At 68.2% G+C, this 15,231-nt stretch carries 12 protein-coding genes and 1 tRNA gene; 5 read left to right on the forward strand and 8 right to left on the reverse strand.

All coding sequences use genetic code 11. The annotated features are described in order from the left end of the window. Positions 1–73 precede the first annotated feature (73 nt). Positions 74–2,899, forward strand: a complete 2,826-nt coding sequence (locus AC07WC_RS04225) for a TonB-dependent receptor (protein ID WP_495208894.1) — start codon at positions 74–76, stop codon at positions 2,897–2,899. A gap of 121 nt (positions 2,900–3,020) precedes the next feature. On the opposite strand, the gene AC07WC_RS04230 is transcribed toward AC07WC_RS04225, so the two are convergent. The 8 genes from AC07WC_RS04230 to AC07WC_RS04265 all read right to left on the reverse strand — a co-directional run bounded on the left by AC07WC_RS04230 (position 3,021) and on the right by AC07WC_RS04265 (position 10,152). Next, positions 3,021–3,097: transfer RNA gene (locus AC07WC_RS04230), tRNA-Asn, on the reverse strand. A gap of 58 nt (positions 3,098–3,155) precedes the next feature. Next, a complete protein-coding gene (gene rlmH / locus AC07WC_RS04235; RefSeq protein WP_495208895.1) occupies positions 3,156–3,626 on the reverse strand; it encodes a 23S rRNA (pseudouridine(1915)-N(3))-methyltransferase RlmH in 471 nt (156 codons plus the stop codon). Positions 3,627–3,710: 84 nt separating this feature from the next. Further along, complete coding sequence (gene rsfS, locus AC07WC_RS04240) at positions 3,711–4,142, reverse strand: ribosome silencing factor (RefSeq protein ID WP_495208896.1); 432 nt, start codon at positions 4,140–4,142, stop codon at positions 3,711–3,713. A 58-nt stretch (positions 4,143–4,200) separates the two neighbouring features. Continuing rightward, the gene (gene nadD / locus AC07WC_RS04245; protein WP_495208897.1) at positions 4,201–4,866 is read right to left on the reverse strand and encodes a nicotinate-nucleotide adenylyltransferase; all 666 of its coding nucleotides are present in this window, start codon (positions 4,864–4,866) and stop codon (positions 4,201–4,203) included. A 4-nt stretch (positions 4,867–4,870) separates the two neighbouring features. Then, positions 4,871–5,908 (reverse strand): DNA polymerase III subunit delta, encoded by a 1,038-nt coding sequence (gene holA, locus AC07WC_RS04250; RefSeq protein WP_495208898.1) that lies wholly within the window; start codon positions 5,906–5,908, stop codon positions 4,871–4,873. Between the two features lie 31 nt (positions 5,909–5,939). After that, positions 5,940–6,542: an LPS-assembly lipoprotein LptE gene (locus tag AC07WC_RS04255; protein ID WP_495208899.1), complete on the reverse strand. Its 603-nt coding sequence runs from the start codon at positions 6,540–6,542 to the stop codon at positions 5,940–5,942. Between the two features lie 162 nt (positions 6,543–6,704). Beyond that, on the reverse strand, positions 6,705–9,353 hold the full coding sequence (leuS, locus tag AC07WC_RS04260; protein ID WP_495208900.1) for a leucine--tRNA ligase: 2,649 nt from the start codon (positions 9,351–9,353) through the stop codon (positions 6,705–6,707). A gap of 187 nt (positions 9,354–9,540) precedes the next feature. After that, on the reverse strand, positions 9,541–10,152 hold the full coding sequence (locus AC07WC_RS04265) for a DUF998 domain-containing protein (protein ID WP_495208901.1): 612 nt from the start codon (positions 10,150–10,152) through the stop codon (positions 9,541–9,543). 128 nt (positions 10,153–10,280) lie between these two features. On the opposite strand from AC07WC_RS04265, the gene trxA reads away from it, so the two are divergent. The 4 genes from trxA to AC07WC_RS04285 all read left to right on the forward strand — a co-directional run bounded on the left by trxA (position 10,281) and on the right by AC07WC_RS04285 (position 15,215). Continuing rightward, positions 10,281–11,144, forward strand: a complete 864-nt coding sequence (gene trxA / locus AC07WC_RS04270; protein WP_495208902.1) for a thioredoxin — start codon at positions 10,281–10,283, stop codon at positions 11,142–11,144. A 215-nt stretch (positions 11,145–11,359) separates the two neighbouring features. Then, a complete protein-coding gene (locus AC07WC_RS04275) occupies positions 11,360–13,018 on the forward strand; it encodes a FecR family protein (RefSeq protein WP_495208903.1) in 1,659 nt (552 codons plus the stop codon). Next, positions 13,015–14,646 carry a CHASE2 domain-containing protein gene (locus AC07WC_RS04280; protein WP_495208904.1) on the forward strand — a complete coding sequence of 544 codons (1,632 nt, stop codon included), beginning with the start codon at positions 13,015–13,017 and terminating at the stop codon, positions 14,644–14,646. Before AC07WC_RS04275 ends, AC07WC_RS04280 begins: the two co-directional genes overlap by 4 nt. A gap of 65 nt (positions 14,647–14,711) precedes the next feature. After that, positions 14,712–15,215 (forward strand): DUF4442 domain-containing protein, encoded by a 504-nt coding sequence (locus tag AC07WC_RS04285; protein ID WP_495208905.1) that lies wholly within the window; start codon positions 14,712–14,714, stop codon positions 15,213–15,215. The last annotated feature ends 16 nt before the right edge of the window (positions 15,216–15,231 follow it).

Consider the following 15,231-nt stretch of genomic DNA (forward strand, 5'->3'; position numbering starts at 1 on the left):
AGATTGGCGCCGTCGCCAGTGATTTTGATGACGACCCTCACACATGTAGGTTTTCCCAGTCAGGAGAGAAGCTGTGAAACACCCGATCCAACGCCGCGACGACAGCCGCCGCAATACCTTGGCCCATTCCATTTCCACGATCCTCACCGGCAGCGCCCTGCTGCTGGCAGGTGCCATGGCGTCGTCCTCCGCGTTCGCGCAGGAGCAGGCGACCAACCTTGACCGGATCACGGTCACCGGGTCGAACATCCCCCGCACCAATACCGAAACCCCCTCCCCTGTCCAGGTGGTCACCCGCCAGGAGATCGACCGTACCGGCAAGACCACGGTCGCCGAGTACCTGCAGACCCTGACCGCGGACGGCTCGGGCTCCATTCCCAAGACCTTCGGCAACGGCTTCGCCGGTGGCGGCGCCGGCATCTCGCTGCGCGGCCTGGGCGCCGGCTCCACGCTGGTGCTGTTGAACGGCCGCCGCATGGCAACCTACGGCCTGGCCGATGACGGCCAGAAGGTCTTCACCGACCTGAGCACGATTCCGCTGGATGCGGTCGAGCGCATCGAAGTCCTCAAGGACGGCGCCTCTGCGATCTACGGCTCGGACGCCATTGCCGGCGTGGTCAACATCATCCTGCGCAGCGACTTCAACGGCGCGATCCTGCGCGCGTCCTACGGCCTGTCCGGTGACAGCGACGGCGATGCCAAGAAGGCCACCCTGACCGCCGGTACCGGCGACCTGGCCACCGACGGCTGGAATGCGTTCTTCAGCCTGGACGTGGGCAAGACCGACGCGATCAAGATCAGCGACCGCAAGGACCGCAAGTGGATCGGCACCGGTGACATCCGTCGCTGGGGCTACGGCAACAACGCGCAGTTCCTCGGCGGCGCCGCACTCAACGGCGGCACCAGCGGTGGCTCCGGCCCGAACGGCTCGGTGTTCGACGATCGCCTGCCGCCGCCGGCCACGCCGACCCTGGTGACCCTGCCCGGGTGCGCCGGCCTGACCACCATTCCCGGCCAGACCGACGCGACCGCGCAGCAACAGGGCTGCCTGTGGGATCCGGTGCAGCAGTACCGCGACCTGACCCCGGAAGAGAAGTACGTCAACGTGTTCGGCCGCGCCAGCTTCGCCTTCGGTGAAGGCGGCGAGATCTACACCGAGATCGGCTACTCCAAGAAGGAAACCACCTTCAGCAACACGCCGTCGGGCGTGTCGGGCGGGTGGGGCTATCCCGGCGGGCCGGTTAACGCCAGCAGCGGCGCCGGTGCCGTCGTGCTGAGCCCGACCCATCCGGACAACCCGATCCCGGGCCAGGCTTCGCGCCTGCGCTACTCGGCCTGGGACGTGGGTCCGCGCGTAACCAACAACACCAACGAGTTCAACCGCTTCCTGGTCGGCGTCAAGGGCAACTGGGGCGAGTGGAGCTACGACACCGCCTACCTGCATTCGGGCACGGACCTGGTCAACAAGCGCACCGGCTTCCTGCGTTACAGTGCCGTCCAGTGCGCGCTCGGCAACCCGGCCTGCCCGGGCGGCGTGTGGCGCATCGGCGACGACGCCGGGCTCAATTCGCAGGCGCTGTATGACTACATCTCGCCGGAGATCAGCGCACGCGCCAAGTCCAGCCTGGACATGTTCGACTTCACCGTGTCGCGCAGCCTGGCCGACCTCAAGGGTGGCCCGCTGGGCCTGGCACTGGGTACCGAATGGCGCAAGACCAGCAACAGCCTGACCCCGCAGACCTACACCGACCAGGGCGACATCATCGGTCTTGGCTACTCGGCGTATGACGGCACGCAGAACGTGTATGCCGGTTACGTCGAACTGTCCGCGCCGGTGCTGGAGCAGTTGGAACTGTCCGGTGCGGTCCGCTATGACAAGTATGAAAGCGGCGAAGGCAAGGCAACCCCGAAGGTCGGCATCAAGTGGACCCCGGCCGATTGGATCGCGGTCCGCGGCAGCTATGCCGAAGGCTTCCGCGCCCCGAACCCGGCTGAAAATGGCGACGGTGGCCTGGCCGCCTTCTCCAACGCCCGCGATCCGGTCCGTTGCGCTGCCAGCCCGGCGGCCGATGTCGGCACCAACTGCAGCTCGCGACCGGTGGCGATCATCACCCGTCCGAACAAGGACCTGAAGCCCGAAGAATCCAAGAGCTACTCGTTCGGCGTCGTGCTGCAGCCGACCACCAGCACCTCGCTGACGGTCGATGCCTGGCAGATCAAGCGCACCAACGAAATCGCCCAGGGCGCCACGGCCGATGCAATCGCGGCCGGCGACGTGCTGCGCGACAGCGATCTGATCAATGGCATTCCCGGCACCGGCACCATCCTGGCGGTCAACACCGCGTACATCAATGCCGCTTCGACCCGCGTCCGGGGTATCGATACCGACATCCGCCAGACCTTCGACATCGGCCCGGGCCAGCTGGAGATGGACCTGCAGTGGAGCCACGTGCTCAAGTTCGAGCGCACCGATTCGGACGTGACCGTCGACTATGCCGGTACCCACGGCAACTGCGACGTCACCAACTGCATCGGCACCCCGAAGGACCGCATCAACTTCGGTACCACCTGGAAGCAGGGCCCGTGGAGCGTCAGCGGCGTGGCCAACTACATCTCCAAGATGGAGAACACCGACTTCCGCGGTCCGGACGGCTCGTATCAGTTCTCCTACGCCGACGGCACGGACGTCACCAAGATCTCCTCGTTCACCACCTTCGACCTGTCCGGTCGCTGGAACATCACCGAAGCCTTCGAGTTGAACGCATCGGTGCAGAACCTGTTCGACCGCATCGCTCCGCTGGATCCGACCACCTACGGTGGCGTGAACTACAACCCGCTGCACTTCAGCGGTGCGATCGGCCGTTACTTCACCGTCGGTGCCAAGTACACCTTCGAATGAGGTAGCCGCACTTGGGGAACAAAGAGCCCGGGCAGTGCCCGGGCTTTTTGTTGCTCGCGACGGCGGGCGCATCGCGGACGAAAAAAAGCCCCGCATCGCTGCGAGGCTTTTTCTCGAATCTTGGCGCCCGAAGTTGGACTCGAACCAACGACCCCCTGATTAACAGTCAAGTGCTCTAACCGGCTGAGCTATTCGGGCGGGGTGCGCATTGTAGCCCGTTTTTTTGCGAGATGTAACCCGTCTGGCGACAACTATTTCACGCGCGGTGATACGGATGGTTGGCCAGCATCGCCGCAGCGCGGTACAGCTGTTCGGCGACGACCAGGCGCACCAGCATGTGCGGCAGGGTCAGCGGCCCGATCGACCACGCTTCGTCGGCCATCGCCGACACTTCGGCTGAATGGCCCTCCGGCCCACCAATCAGGAACGCCAGGTCCCTGCCCTGCCCTCGCCAATGCTCCAGGCGCTGCGCCAGCTGCTCGGAACTGAGCTGGCGTCCCGGCACATCGAGCGCAACCACGTAGGCATTCTTCGGCAACGCGGCAATCACCCGCTTGCCTTCGTCATCGGTCGCACGGCGCGCGTCACGCCCCTTGCCACGCAGGCCGGGCTCGATCTCGACCAGCTCAAACGGCAACCAGTGCGAGAGCCGCTTCTGGTACTCGGCAAAGCCCTGCGCCACCCAGGAGGGCGCGCGCTCGCCGGTGGCGATCAACTTGGCTTTCATCTGTCTCCTCCGCAGGCACCGCGCGCGATGCCGCACATGACAACGGCGCCATCGGCGCCGTTGTCGTGACCCTGCACGCTGCGATCAGCGCGCGTCGTAATCGTCGTCCGCATCGTCGAGCAGTTCGATCGGCGGCTGGTCGCCCACGGTCCACAGGCGCTCAAGCGCATAGAACTCGCGAACGCGCGGCAGCATCACGTGGACGATCACATCGCCCAGATCCACCAGCACCCACTCGGCTTCGCGCTCGCCTTCCACACCCAGTGGCATCACACCCAGCTTCTTGGCGAACTTCACCACTTCGTCGGCGATCGACTTGACGTGACGGCTGGAGGTGCCCGAGGCGATCACCATGTAGTCGGCCACACTGGAGCGGCCGATGACGTCGATCTCGACGAGATCCTTGGCCTTCAGTTCTTCGGTGGCTCCGCGCACGCACTCGAGCAGCTGCAGGACGGAGGGCGCCGGAGTGGGCAGTTGGACCTTGATGGTCTGGGGCTGGGCTTGGTTGCTCAAAGCGGGTCAACTCGATAAATGTGGGGCCGATTATACGGGGCGGCGGGCCCGCGCGTATTCACGACGGTGTTGCGCCGTACAGGCGGTGGTCGATGATGTAGCCCGCGACCGCCTCGGGCAGCAACTGCTGCCAGGGCCCGCCGGCGGCGATCCGGGTGCGCACTGCCGTGGCCGATTCCTCGCGCAGCGGGGCCTGCAGACGCATCAGACGCCCGGCCGGTGCGCTGAACAGTTCACGCTCGTGGCGGGCCCAGCGCCCGTCCAGGGCTTGCGCCAGCACCGGGTCGCGCGCGTCGGCCAACGGGCTGCCCGGGCGGTCGGCGACAATGAAATGCGCCAGTTCGAACAGTGCAGCCCACTCGTGCCAGCTGGGCAGGGCCAACAGGCTGTCGGCCCCGACCAGCCAGGCGATCGGCTGGCGCGGGCCCAGCTCGGCGCGCAGCTCGCGCAGGGTATCCACGGTGTAGGACGGCACGCCGGGCTGGCGTTCGGCCCGGTCAAGCTCGCGCCGGTCCAGCAGGAGCCCGGGTTCATCGCCAATGGCCAGCGACAGCATCGCCAGGCGTTGCAAGGCGTCCGCACCAGGCGCGGCGCGGTGCGGCGGATCGGCGGCCGGCAACAGGCGCACGGCGACCTGCAGCTGGTCGCGTGCGGCACGGGCAATGGCCAGGTGGCCCAGATGAACGGGATCGAAGGTCCCGCCGTAATAGATGCGCAGCCCCATGGGCTCAGGCCCGGGCAAGCAGGCGCACGGCGCGGGCTTCGGAGACGGCGATCAACAGCCGCTCCAGCGCCAGCCAGGCATCGCCGTCGGCGCGCCCCTTGGCGATGCGGTCCACCAGCCCGGCTTCGGCCACGAAGCGCTCCCAGCGCTTGACCTCGGGGTGACGCTGCAGCGCGCGCTTGAACGGCGCCTGCCGCGACTCCCAGATGCCCCGGCTCTTCATTTCCGCGGCCAGGTTGCCACCGCGCGCCTGCACCCGCGCCAGACCGGCGGTGGAGAGCAGTTCGCGGATCACGATCGGGGTCAGTGCCGCCACCGCTTCGCCTTCGGCACGCAGCCCGGCGATCATCCGCAGCACGGCGGCCGGCTGGCCGGAGAAGGTCGCCTCGACCAGCCGGAACACGTCGTAACGGGCGGCGTCGGCCACCAGCGACTCCATGGTGTCCACGTCCAGCGCCTGCCCATCGGCCAGCAGGGCCAGCTTGTCGATTTCCTGGGCGGCGGCCAGCAGATTGCCCTCCACCCGCTCCGCCAGGCGCTGCACGGCCTGCGGATCTGCGCGCAGGCCCTTGCCACGCAGGCGACGCTCGATCCACTCGGTGAGTTCGTGCGGCTTGATCGCCCAGGCGACCGAGATCACCCCGGCACGGCCAACCGCATCGGCCCACTTGGTCTGGTGGGCCTTGCTCCATTCGTTGCAGGTGATCAGCAGGATCACGTCCGGTGCCGGATCGGCACAGAACCGACTGATCACTTCGGCGCCGTCCTTGCCCGGCTTGCCGCTGGGCAGGCGCAGTTCCATCAGACGACGCGCACTGAACAGGCTGGGCGCATTGAAACTGGCGTCGAGCTGGTTCCAGTCGAAGTCACGGCCATCGGCGTCGAACACTTCACGTTCGTTGACGCCATCGGCGCGTGCGCGCGCCCGCACGGCATCGGCCGCTTCCAGCACACGTAGCGTTTCCGGACCGGCGATCAGGTAGACCGGGGCCAACGGCTGGCTGGCCGGTTGGCTGGCAAGCTGTTCGGGACGAAGTTCCATCCGGGCAGGCCGATCCGCAGGCGGACCGGACTCAGTGCCCCTGCGGCACGTCGACGGGCACCGCCGGCGTGGCCGGTGCGGTCGCCGGAGGCGTCGCCGGGGTGGTGCCGGACCTGGCCGGGGCGCGGCCGTGTTCCAGTTCGGCGCGGACCACGCTGTCGATGCGGCGCATGATCGAAGCCGACATTTCACGACGCAGTTCGTCGGACAGGATTTCGCGTTCGGTGGTGGTACCGGTGGCGTCGGTCGGCGGCGACACATAGTCGCGCGAGAGTTCGATCACCTGCTGCGGCACCAGCTCGCTGCCGTCTTCGCGGCGGAAGATGAAGATCACCGCATAGCGCAGGCTGTATTCCTGGGCACGGCCCTGGGCATCGATCGCGATCGGCAGGTCGCCCCAACGCTCGGACAACACCTGCAGCTGCGCGGCCGGTGCCGTGCTGTCGCTGTCGGCGATCTGTGCCCCGGAGGCCTGCAGGCCACGACGCAGCAACTTGACCAGTTCACTGTAAGGCGCGGTGGAGACCACCTGCACCGCAGCCGTATCGGCCGGCAGCATCAACTTGTTGCGCAGATGGAAGCCGCACCCGGCAAGGGTTGCGGTCAGGACAAGGGCAAGCAGGAATCGGGTCATGGACACAGTCTGTAGGAGCCGGGCGGTCGCGGCAACAAGCAGTGATCCTGCCGGACGCCGCGTGAACAGGACTTGATACCGGACCGCACGCACGGCGTGCCCGGACCCCGCCCCTGGGGATCCGCGCCACCGGGCGCACGGGCGCCCGGTGGCGCGACAGGATCAGCCCTGCGGGGCCGCCACGATGTTCACGATCTTGCCCGGCACGATGATGATCTTGCGCACGGCCAGGCCTTCCAGGAACTTGGCCGCGTTCGGCTCGGCCAGGCCGAGCGCTTCGATCTGGTCACGCGGCGCATCGGCGGCGACTTCGATCGTGCCGCGCAGCTTGCCATTGACCTGCACCGCCAGCGTCACCGCGTCGCGCACCAGCGCGGCCGGATCGGCGTGCGGGAACGCCTGGTCTTCCAGCAGCTCCTCGGCATGGCCCAGCACCTGCCACAGCGCATGGCTGGCATGCGGGGTGATCGGGTTGAGCAGCAGCACGGTGGCGCGCAGTGCTTCCTGGCGGACCGCACGGCCCTGCTCGCTGACGTCATCGAACTTGGCCAGCGCGTTCATCAGTTCCATCACCGCGGCGATCGCGGTGTTGAAGCTGTGGCGGCGGCCGTAGTCGTCGCCGACCTTGCCGATCGTCTCGTGGGTCTTGCGCCGCAGCGCCTTCTGCCCGGCGTTCAGCGCGGCCACGTCCAGTGCCGGTGCGGCACCGTCGGCGGCGTGCTTCTGCACCTGCGCCCACAAGCGGCGCAGGAAGCGGGCCATGCCATCCACGCCGGCTTCGTTCCACTCCAGCGACTGTTCCGGCGGCGCGGCGAACATCGAGAACAGGCGCACGGTGTCGGCGCCGTACTTGCTCACCATCACCTGCGGGTCCACGCCGTTGTTCTTGGACTTGGACATCTTTTCGGTACCGCCGATCACCACCGGCTGGCCGTCGGCGATCAGGGTCGCACCGATGATGCGGCCGCGTTCATCGCGCTGCACATCGACGTCGGCCGGGTTGATCCAGTCCTTGGACCCGTCCGGATTCTGGCGGTAGTAGGTTTCGGCGATCACCATGCCCTGGCACAGCAGGTTCTGCGCCGGCTCGTTGCTGTCCACCATGCGCGCATCACGCAGCAGCTTGTGGAAGAAACGGAAGTACATCAGGTGCAGGATCGCGTGTTCGATGCCACCGATGTACTGATCCACCGGCAGCCAGTAGTTGCCACGCTTGTCCACCGCATCGCGGGCACCCGGCGAGGTGTAGCGCGCGTAGTACCAGCTCGACTCCATGAAGGTATCGAAGGTGTCGGTCTCGCGCTCGGCCGCGCCGCCGCAGTCCGGGCAGGTGGTCTTGCGCCATTCCGGATCGGCCTTGATCGGCGAACCGGTGCCGACGAAGTTGACGTTCTCCGGCAGGACCACCGGCAGCTGCTCTTCCGGCACCGGCAGGGCGCCGCACTTGAGGCAGTAAATCACCGGGATCGGGCAACCCCAGTAGCGCTGGCGGCTCACGCCCCAGTCGCGCAGGCGGTAGTTCACGCGGCGCTGGCCCTGTGCCTTGCGCTCGAAACGCTCGGCCAGTGCCTCGAAGGCGCCCTGGAAATCCAGCCCGTCGAACTCTTCGGAGTTGACCAGCTCGGTCTCGCGGGTCTTGTCGCCGTACCAGTCCTGCCAGCGGGTGGCGTCGTACGCGCTTTCTTCCTTGCGCAGCGACTTCAACGCGATGACCTGGCGGATCGGCAGGCCGTACTTGTTGGCGAATTCGTTATCGCGCTGGTCGTGGCCGGGGACGGCCATCACCGCGCCGGTGCCGTAGCCCATCAGCACGAAGTTGGCGACCCACACCGGCACCTGGGCACCGGAGACCGGATGGATGGCGCGCAGGCCGGTATCCATGCCGCGCTTTTCCTGGGTTTCCAGTTCGGCTTCGGAGACGCCGCCCTGCTTCATCTCGGCCAGCAGCGCGGCCAGCGCCGGGTTGGACCTGGCCGCGTGCTGGGCCAGCGGATGTTCGCCGGCGATCGACACGAAGGTCACGCCCATCACGGTGTCCGGACGGGTGGTGAACACACGCAGCGGGTCCAGCGTGCTGCCGTCGGCATCGCGCACGTCGAACTGGATCTCCAGCCCTTCCGAGCGGCCGATCCAGTTGCGCTGCATGGTCTTGACCGAGTCCGGCCAGCCCGGCAGTTCGTCCAGGCCGTCCAGCAGTTCCTGGGCGTAATCGGTGATGCGCAGGAACCACTGCGGGATCTCGCGCTTCTCCACCAGCGCGCCGGAACGCCAGCCGCGGCCGTCGATGACCTGCTCGTTGGCGAGCACGGTCTGGTCGATCGGGTCCCAGTTCACCACCGCGTTGCGGCGGTAGGCCAGGCCCTTGCGCATCAGCCGGGTGAACATGCGCTGCTCGTGCACGTAGTACTCGGGCGTGCAGGTGGCGAACTCGCGCGACCAGTCGATCGCATAGCCCATGGCCTTGAACTGGCCACGCATGTGCTCGATGTTGGCGTAGGTCCACTTGGCCGGCGCGGTCTTGTTCTTGATCGCCGCGTTCTCGGCCGGCAGGCCGAACGCATCCCAGCCCATCGGCTGCAGCACGTTGTGGCCGGTCATCCGCTTGTAGCGGCTGATCACGTCGCCGATCGTGTAATTGCGCACGTGGCCCATGTGCAGCGCACCGGACGGATACGGCAGCATCGATAGGCAGTAGAACTTCGGCTTGTCCGAGGCCTCGGTGACCTCGAAGGCACGGGTGGCATCCCAGTACTGCTGGGCGGCTGATTCAACCTGCTGCGGATCGTAAACGTTGGGTTCGACGCTGGTCATAAAAACGCTAGTGCGGCGGCAAAGCGGCACAGGGTACCGCAGTGCGGCATAGGGCTCCAATCGACGCCGGCCACTGCGGTGGCCAAACCAGTCATCTCATTGAATTGACTGAAGATTGGCCGAATGCGTCAACCCTCGGCGCCGCGGTCGCGGGCGTACCGGGGCGCAGCACCGGCCCAGCCCCCACTCAGCCGCGGCGCGCGGACGGGGCCAACGGAAGGACCGTCGCCAGCCACAGCAGCCACACGCCGAAGGCCACGCGCTGGGCCAACGGGGCCGGCAGCAGCGCCTGCAAGGCGAACGCCGCGAGCAGCACGCCCAGCCCGCAGGCCAGGTGCAGGCGGCCCACCGCCCGCCATGCAGGCAGCCGCAGGGACCCGACCCCGGACATCACCGCGCCCGGCACGAAGGCCAGCACCCAGACCATCCATGCACTGGCGTGGTATTGGCTGGCCGGATTGTCCAGGTCGCTGGTATCCAACGGCAGCACGCCCATCGCGGTGAACCCGACCCCGGCCAGCATCAGCAGCTGCGCGCCCACCCGCATCGACCAGGGCGCGGTGCGCGGCACCCGCAACAGCAGGCGCAACGCGACGATGCTGGCCAGCAGGCCGGGCAACGCAAAGCCGACGATGTTGAAGGCCAGTGCGTGCGGCACGCCCATCGCGCCAAGCAGCGCGACCGGATGGCCGATCGGATCGAACAGCGGCAGCGCCGCGCCGAAGCCCAGCACCGCCCCCACGAACAGCACCGCGGCCGCGATGCCAAGCGCGCCTTCCCAACGTTGGATTCCCTGCATGTTGTCCACCGGCTGCGTCACAAGGCCCGCATTGTCGCCGTTTCCGACCGGATCCGCCCGATGGGGTTGCGTCCAGTCGCGGCCGGCACCATACACTTCCTCTCCAGTTTCCCGGTTGATTTGAAACCATGAGCGATCTGTCCCACGTCTTTGACGCCACCACCGAGACCTTCGAGACCGAGGTCCTGCAGAAATCCCTGCAGACCCCCGTGCTGGTCGATTTCTGGGCCACCTGGTGCGGCCCCTGCAAGACCCTGGGCCCGATGCTGGAAAAACTCGCGGGCGAGTACCACGGCGCCTTCGAACTGGCCAAGGTGGACGTCGACAAGGAACAGCAGATCGCAGCCGCGTTCCAGATCCGCTCGGTGCCGACCGTGTTCCTGGTCAAGGGCGGCCAGATCGTGGACGGCTTCCCCGGCGCGGTGCCGGAAGGCCAGCTGCGTGAGTTCCTGACCCAGCACGGGGTCCACCCGCTGGAGGCTGCGCCGCAGACGGAGGAGGTCGTCGAGGCGCCCCCGCTCGATCCGCAGGCCCAGGTGGATGTCCTGCGCGCGGCGATCACCGCCGAGCCGGACAAGGAAGAGCTCAAGCTCGACCTGGCCCTGGCCCTGCTGCAGACCGGTGCCACCGCCGAGGCCACCGCGCTGATCGACGCACTGCCGGCCAATCTGTCCACCGATGACCGCGCCGTGCGCGCCCGCGCCCGCCTGGAGTTCGCCAGCGCCCTGCAGGATGCCCCGGCACCTGACGTGCTGGAGGCACGCATCGCGGCCGATGCCGGTGATCTGCAGGCCCGCCACCTGCGCGGCGTGCAGTTGCTGCTGTCCGGCCAGGACGCCGCCGCGCTGGAGCAGTTCCTGGACATGCTGCGTCGCGACCGCAGCTACGATGACGGCCGCCCGCGCAAGCTGCTGATCGACGCCTTCAAGGTGATCGAAGATGAAGACCTGGTCGGCCAGTACCGCCGCCGGATGGCCTCGCTGCTGTTCTGATCGCCTACGGCCAGCGCCTTCCGGGGCGCTGGCCGAACGAAGCCGCCTATCCGAACCTGCGACTTCGATGTGTGACATGAATCACGTTCAGAAACCCTGCACGGCTCCCGCGCAATAATGCCGCCGCAGCCCGCTGGTGGCTGCGATCCATCGGGGAGGATGAGGTCTGGGCCATGGCGGCCTACTTGGCTGCGCCCCGCCTTGCAGGGCCGTGAATGACCGTGAGATTGACCCGAGTGCCTCGTTTCCCTTTGGCTGCCCGCCTGCTGGTCGTGGTGGCCCTGCTGCTGTCCGCCGCGCCGCTGCTGGCGCAGGACTGGACCTACCGGGTCCGCCCCGGCGACACGATCTGGGACCTCAGCGCCCGTTACCTGAAGCCGTCCATCGGCTGGGAACAGCTGCAGTCGCATAACGGCATCGCCGACCCTTATCGGCTGCCGCCCGGCAGCCGGCTGCAGTTCCCGGTGGCCTGGCTGCAGGTGCAGCCCGCCCCGGCGCGCGTGCTTGCCGTGCGCGGGCCGGTGCACAGCCAGGCCGCTGGCCAGACCCGTCGCGAGGTAGTCGAAGGAGACCTGCTGCGGATCGGCCAGGAACTGACGACCGGCGAAGACGCCAGCGTCACCGTGGTGTTCGCCGATGATTCGCATCTGCAGCTGCGCGAACGCTCGCGCCTGCGTTTCGACCAGCTGTCCCGCTACGGCCACACCGGCATGGTCGATACCCGCCTGCGCCTGCAACAGGGGCGCGCCAGCAACCGGGTTACGCCCGCCACCGGACCAGCCTCGCGTTACATCATCGATGCCCCCACGGCGACCAGCAGCGTGCGCGGCACCGTGTTCCGGGTCAGCGCCGGCCACGACGGCGATGGCGCGGCCACTGAAGTGCTGGAAGGGCGCGTGCAGGTGGGCAACCGCCGCGGACAGCGGCTGGTCACCCGCGGCCAGGCCACGCGCAGCCCCTCGCTGGACGCGCGTCCGGCCGGCCTGGAAACGTTGTTGCCCGCACCGGAGCTGTCGATCGATCCGCAGCGCCTCGGTACGCTGCCCGCTGCCCTGGCCTGGCAGCCGGTCGCGGGTGCCGCCGGGTACCGGGTCGAGGTGGTCCGTGCCGATCAACCCGAGGTGCTGCTGTTCGCGCGCGACTCCGCCGCCACCACGCTGACCCTGCCCGACCTGCCCCCCGGCGAGCTGCGGCTGCTGGTACGGGCCGTCAGTACGGAGCAGGTCGAAGGCCTGGATGCCGAGCTGGACTTTGCCGTGCCGGACCAGCCGGTCGCACCGCTGACCGTGCGGCCGCTGCACGGCCAGACCGTCAACAGTGCGCGCCCGCGCTTCGAATGGACCCGGCTGGCCGAGGCCGAGCGGACCGTGCTGCAGATCGCCCGCGATCCGCAGTTCCTCGATCCGCTGCTCGAACAGGACAGCCGCGGAACCCACCTGCGCCCGAGTCGCGACCTGGTGCCGGGCGACTATCTGTGGCGCGTGGCCTCGGTGGATGGCAACGGTCATCGCGGCCGGTTCGGCCAGCCGCTGCCGCTGACCATCACCGACCTGCCGGTCGATCCCGCCCTGCAGCCGCCCGAGGCCGCCAAAGGCCAGTTGACGCTGCGCTGGCAGGCCGGCGAACCGGGCCAGCGCTACCGCGTGCAACTGGACCGTCGCGGCGATTTCAGCGCCCCGCTGCTTGATCGCGAACTCGACCAGCCCGCGGTCTCGATCAAGCGGCCCTGGCGCGGCACCCTGCACGTGCGCGTGCAGTACATCGATGAGGACGGTTACGCCGGTCCGTTCTCGCCCGCCCAGCAGATCACCCTGCCGTGCCGCACCTGTTACGCCGCCGGGGGCGGCGCGCTGCTGTTGTGGCTGCTGCTGTGACGCCGCTGCACCTGCCTTGGCCGCACCGCATCGTGCTGGCCGCACTGGTCGGGGCGCTGGCGGTCGTGGCCAGCCATTGGCAGTGGTTCTGGAAACAGGACGAGGCGGTGTACGACGCCTACGTCGGCGGCTGGGAGTACACCCCCGATGCCCGCCTGCTGATCGTGGCGATCGACGACAACAGCCTGCAGCAGCTCGGCCAGTGGCCGTGGCCGCGCGGCACCCACGCGCGCCTGCTGGACCGGCTCACCGAGGCCCGCGCCGAGCGCGTGGTACTGGACCTGATGCTGTCCGAAGCCGACCGCCAGGACAGTTCCCAGGATGCCGAACTGGCCGCTGCGATCCGTCGCAACGGGCACGTGATCCTGCCGGTGCTGGCCGCCCCCGCCAGCGGTCCGCGGATGGCCGAGGAGCTGCTGCCGATCCCGCTGATCGCCGCCAACGCGGCCAGCCTGGGCCACAGCGATATCGAAGTGGACGGCGACGGGGTTGCCCGCGGCCTGTACCTCTCTGCCGGGATCGGCTCACCGCACTGGCCGGCCCTGGGGCTGGCGCTGGCCGACGCACGCGGCCCGCTGCCCGGGCTGCATGACGACCAGCCTGATCTGGCATCGCCTTACCAATGGCGCCGCGACCACTACGTGCGCGTGCGCTACGCCGGTCCGCCCGAGCGCTTCCCCCAGGTGTCCTATGCCGATGTGCTCAACGGCGCCGTCGACCCGGCCCTGCTGCGCGGTCGGTTGGTCCTGGTCGGCATGACTGCCAGCGGGATCGCGCCGCGCCTGCTGACCCCGACCACCCGCGAGCGCTGGATGAGTGGCAGCGAGTACCAGGCCAACGTCGCCTCGATGCTGCTTGCCGACACGGTGATCAACCCGTTGCCGTCGACCTGGCAGAGCGCCCTGACCGGGCTGCTGGTCGCGCTGTGCTGCCTGTTGCTGACGCTGCCGCGGGCATGGCTGAGTGGCGTGCTCGCCCTCCCGCTGACGCTGCTGCTGAGCTTCGTGCTGCTGCGTGCCGGCAACCTGTGGTTCGCGCCCGCCGCGGCCCTGACCGGCATGCTGGCCGTGCTGCTGGCGTGGACGCTGTGGCGGGTCAGCGCCTGGCGCCGCCAGGCCAACAGCGATGCCCTCACCGGGCTGGGCAACCGGTTGCGCTTCGAACAGACCCTGCAGGCCGAGCACGACGCCGGCCGCCGCAGTGGGCGGCCGCTCAGCCTGGTGTTGATCGATGTGGACCATTTCAAGCGCCACAACGACGAGTTCGGCCACCAGGCCGGCGACACCGTGCTGCGTCGCATCGCCCAGGAAATCCGTGCACATGCGCGCCGTCCGCGCGACATGGCGGCACGCTTCGGCGGTGATGAGTTCGCGCTGATCCTGCCTGACACCACGCCGGAAGGCGCAGTCCAGGTGGTACAGGACCTGGTCGCACGCGCACAGGGGTTGGAAATCCCCGCCGGCCGCGGCGCAACCACGCACATCACCCTGAGCGCCGGCGTGTTTACCCGGGTGCCGACGCCCCGCACCGAGCCGCGCCATTTCTTCGAAGGCGCCGATGCGGCGCTGTACCAGGCCAAGGCGGCCGGGCGGAACGGCTACGCCGCGAATGACGCGGAGCAAGGCTGAACAGCCCCCCCATACGCAAGCGAATGGTAGACTCCGGGCACCTCCCCAGCGTGACGTGACCCCGAATGAAGGCTTCCCTCTTTCGCCACGGCATCAATCTGTGGCCGCCCTTCCTGTTCACCGGCATCCACGTGACCGACGTCAGTCCGGACTACCGCCATGTGCGCGTCGAACTGCGCATGCGCCCGTGGAACCGCAACTACGTGGGCACCCATTTCGGCGGCAGCCTGTTTGCGATGACCGACCCGTTCTGGATGCTCACGGTGATGCAGAACCTGGGGCGCGACTACTACGTCTGGGACCGCGCTGGCGAGATCGAATTCCTCAAGCCGGGCCGTGGCCCGGTGGTGGCCGAATTCCGCCTGGACGACGCCCTGCTGGAGCAGCTGCGCGCGGCCACCGCCGGCAGCGAGAAATACCTGCACTGGTTCAGCAATGACATCGTCGATGCGAAGGGCGAGGTCATTGCACGCGTGCGCAAGCAGGTCTACCTGCGCCTCAAGCCAGACGCCCGCAGCCGCTGCCTCGCGCCTGGCGCAGCACCCGGAACGCCACCGGGCAGAACCTAGGACCCGACTCCAGCAA

This window comes from Stenotrophomonas sp. GW821-FHT01H02A, assembly GCF_059422145.1.

Excerpts from the sequence above, each read along its gene's own strand:
- trxA (WP_495208902.1), top strand. The coding sequence starts at position 10,281 with ATGAGCGATCTGTCCCACGTCTTTGACGCCACCACCGAGACCTTCGAG.
- holA (WP_495208898.1), bottom strand. The coding sequence starts at position 5,908 with ATGGAACTTCGTCCCGAACAGCTTGCCAGCCAACCGGCCAGCCAGCCG.
- nadD (WP_495208897.1), bottom strand. The coding sequence starts at position 4,866 with ATGGGGCTGCGCATCTATTACGGCGGGACCTTCGATCCCGTTCATCTG.
- AC07WC_RS04285 (WP_495208905.1), top strand. The coding sequence starts at position 14,712 with ATGAAGGCTTCCCTCTTTCGCCACGGCATCAATCTGTGGCCGCCCTTC.
- AC07WC_RS04265 (WP_495208901.1), bottom strand. The coding sequence starts at position 10,152 with ATGCAGGGAATCCAACGTTGGGAAGGCGCGCTTGGCATCGCGGCCGCG.
- AC07WC_RS04275 (WP_495208903.1), top strand. The coding sequence starts at position 11,360 with ATGACCGTGAGATTGACCCGAGTGCCTCGTTTCCCTTTGGCTGCCCGC.
- AC07WC_RS04255 (WP_495208899.1), bottom strand. The coding sequence starts at position 6,542 with ATGACCCGATTCCTGCTTGCCCTTGTCCTGACCGCAACCCTTGCCGGG.
- leuS (WP_495208900.1), bottom strand. The coding sequence starts at position 9,353 with ATGACCAGCGTCGAACCCAACGTTTACGATCCGCAGCAGGTTGAATCA.
- rlmH (WP_495208895.1), bottom strand. The coding sequence starts at position 3,626 with ATGAAAGCCAAGTTGATCGCCACCGGCGAGCGCGCGCCCTCCTGGGTG.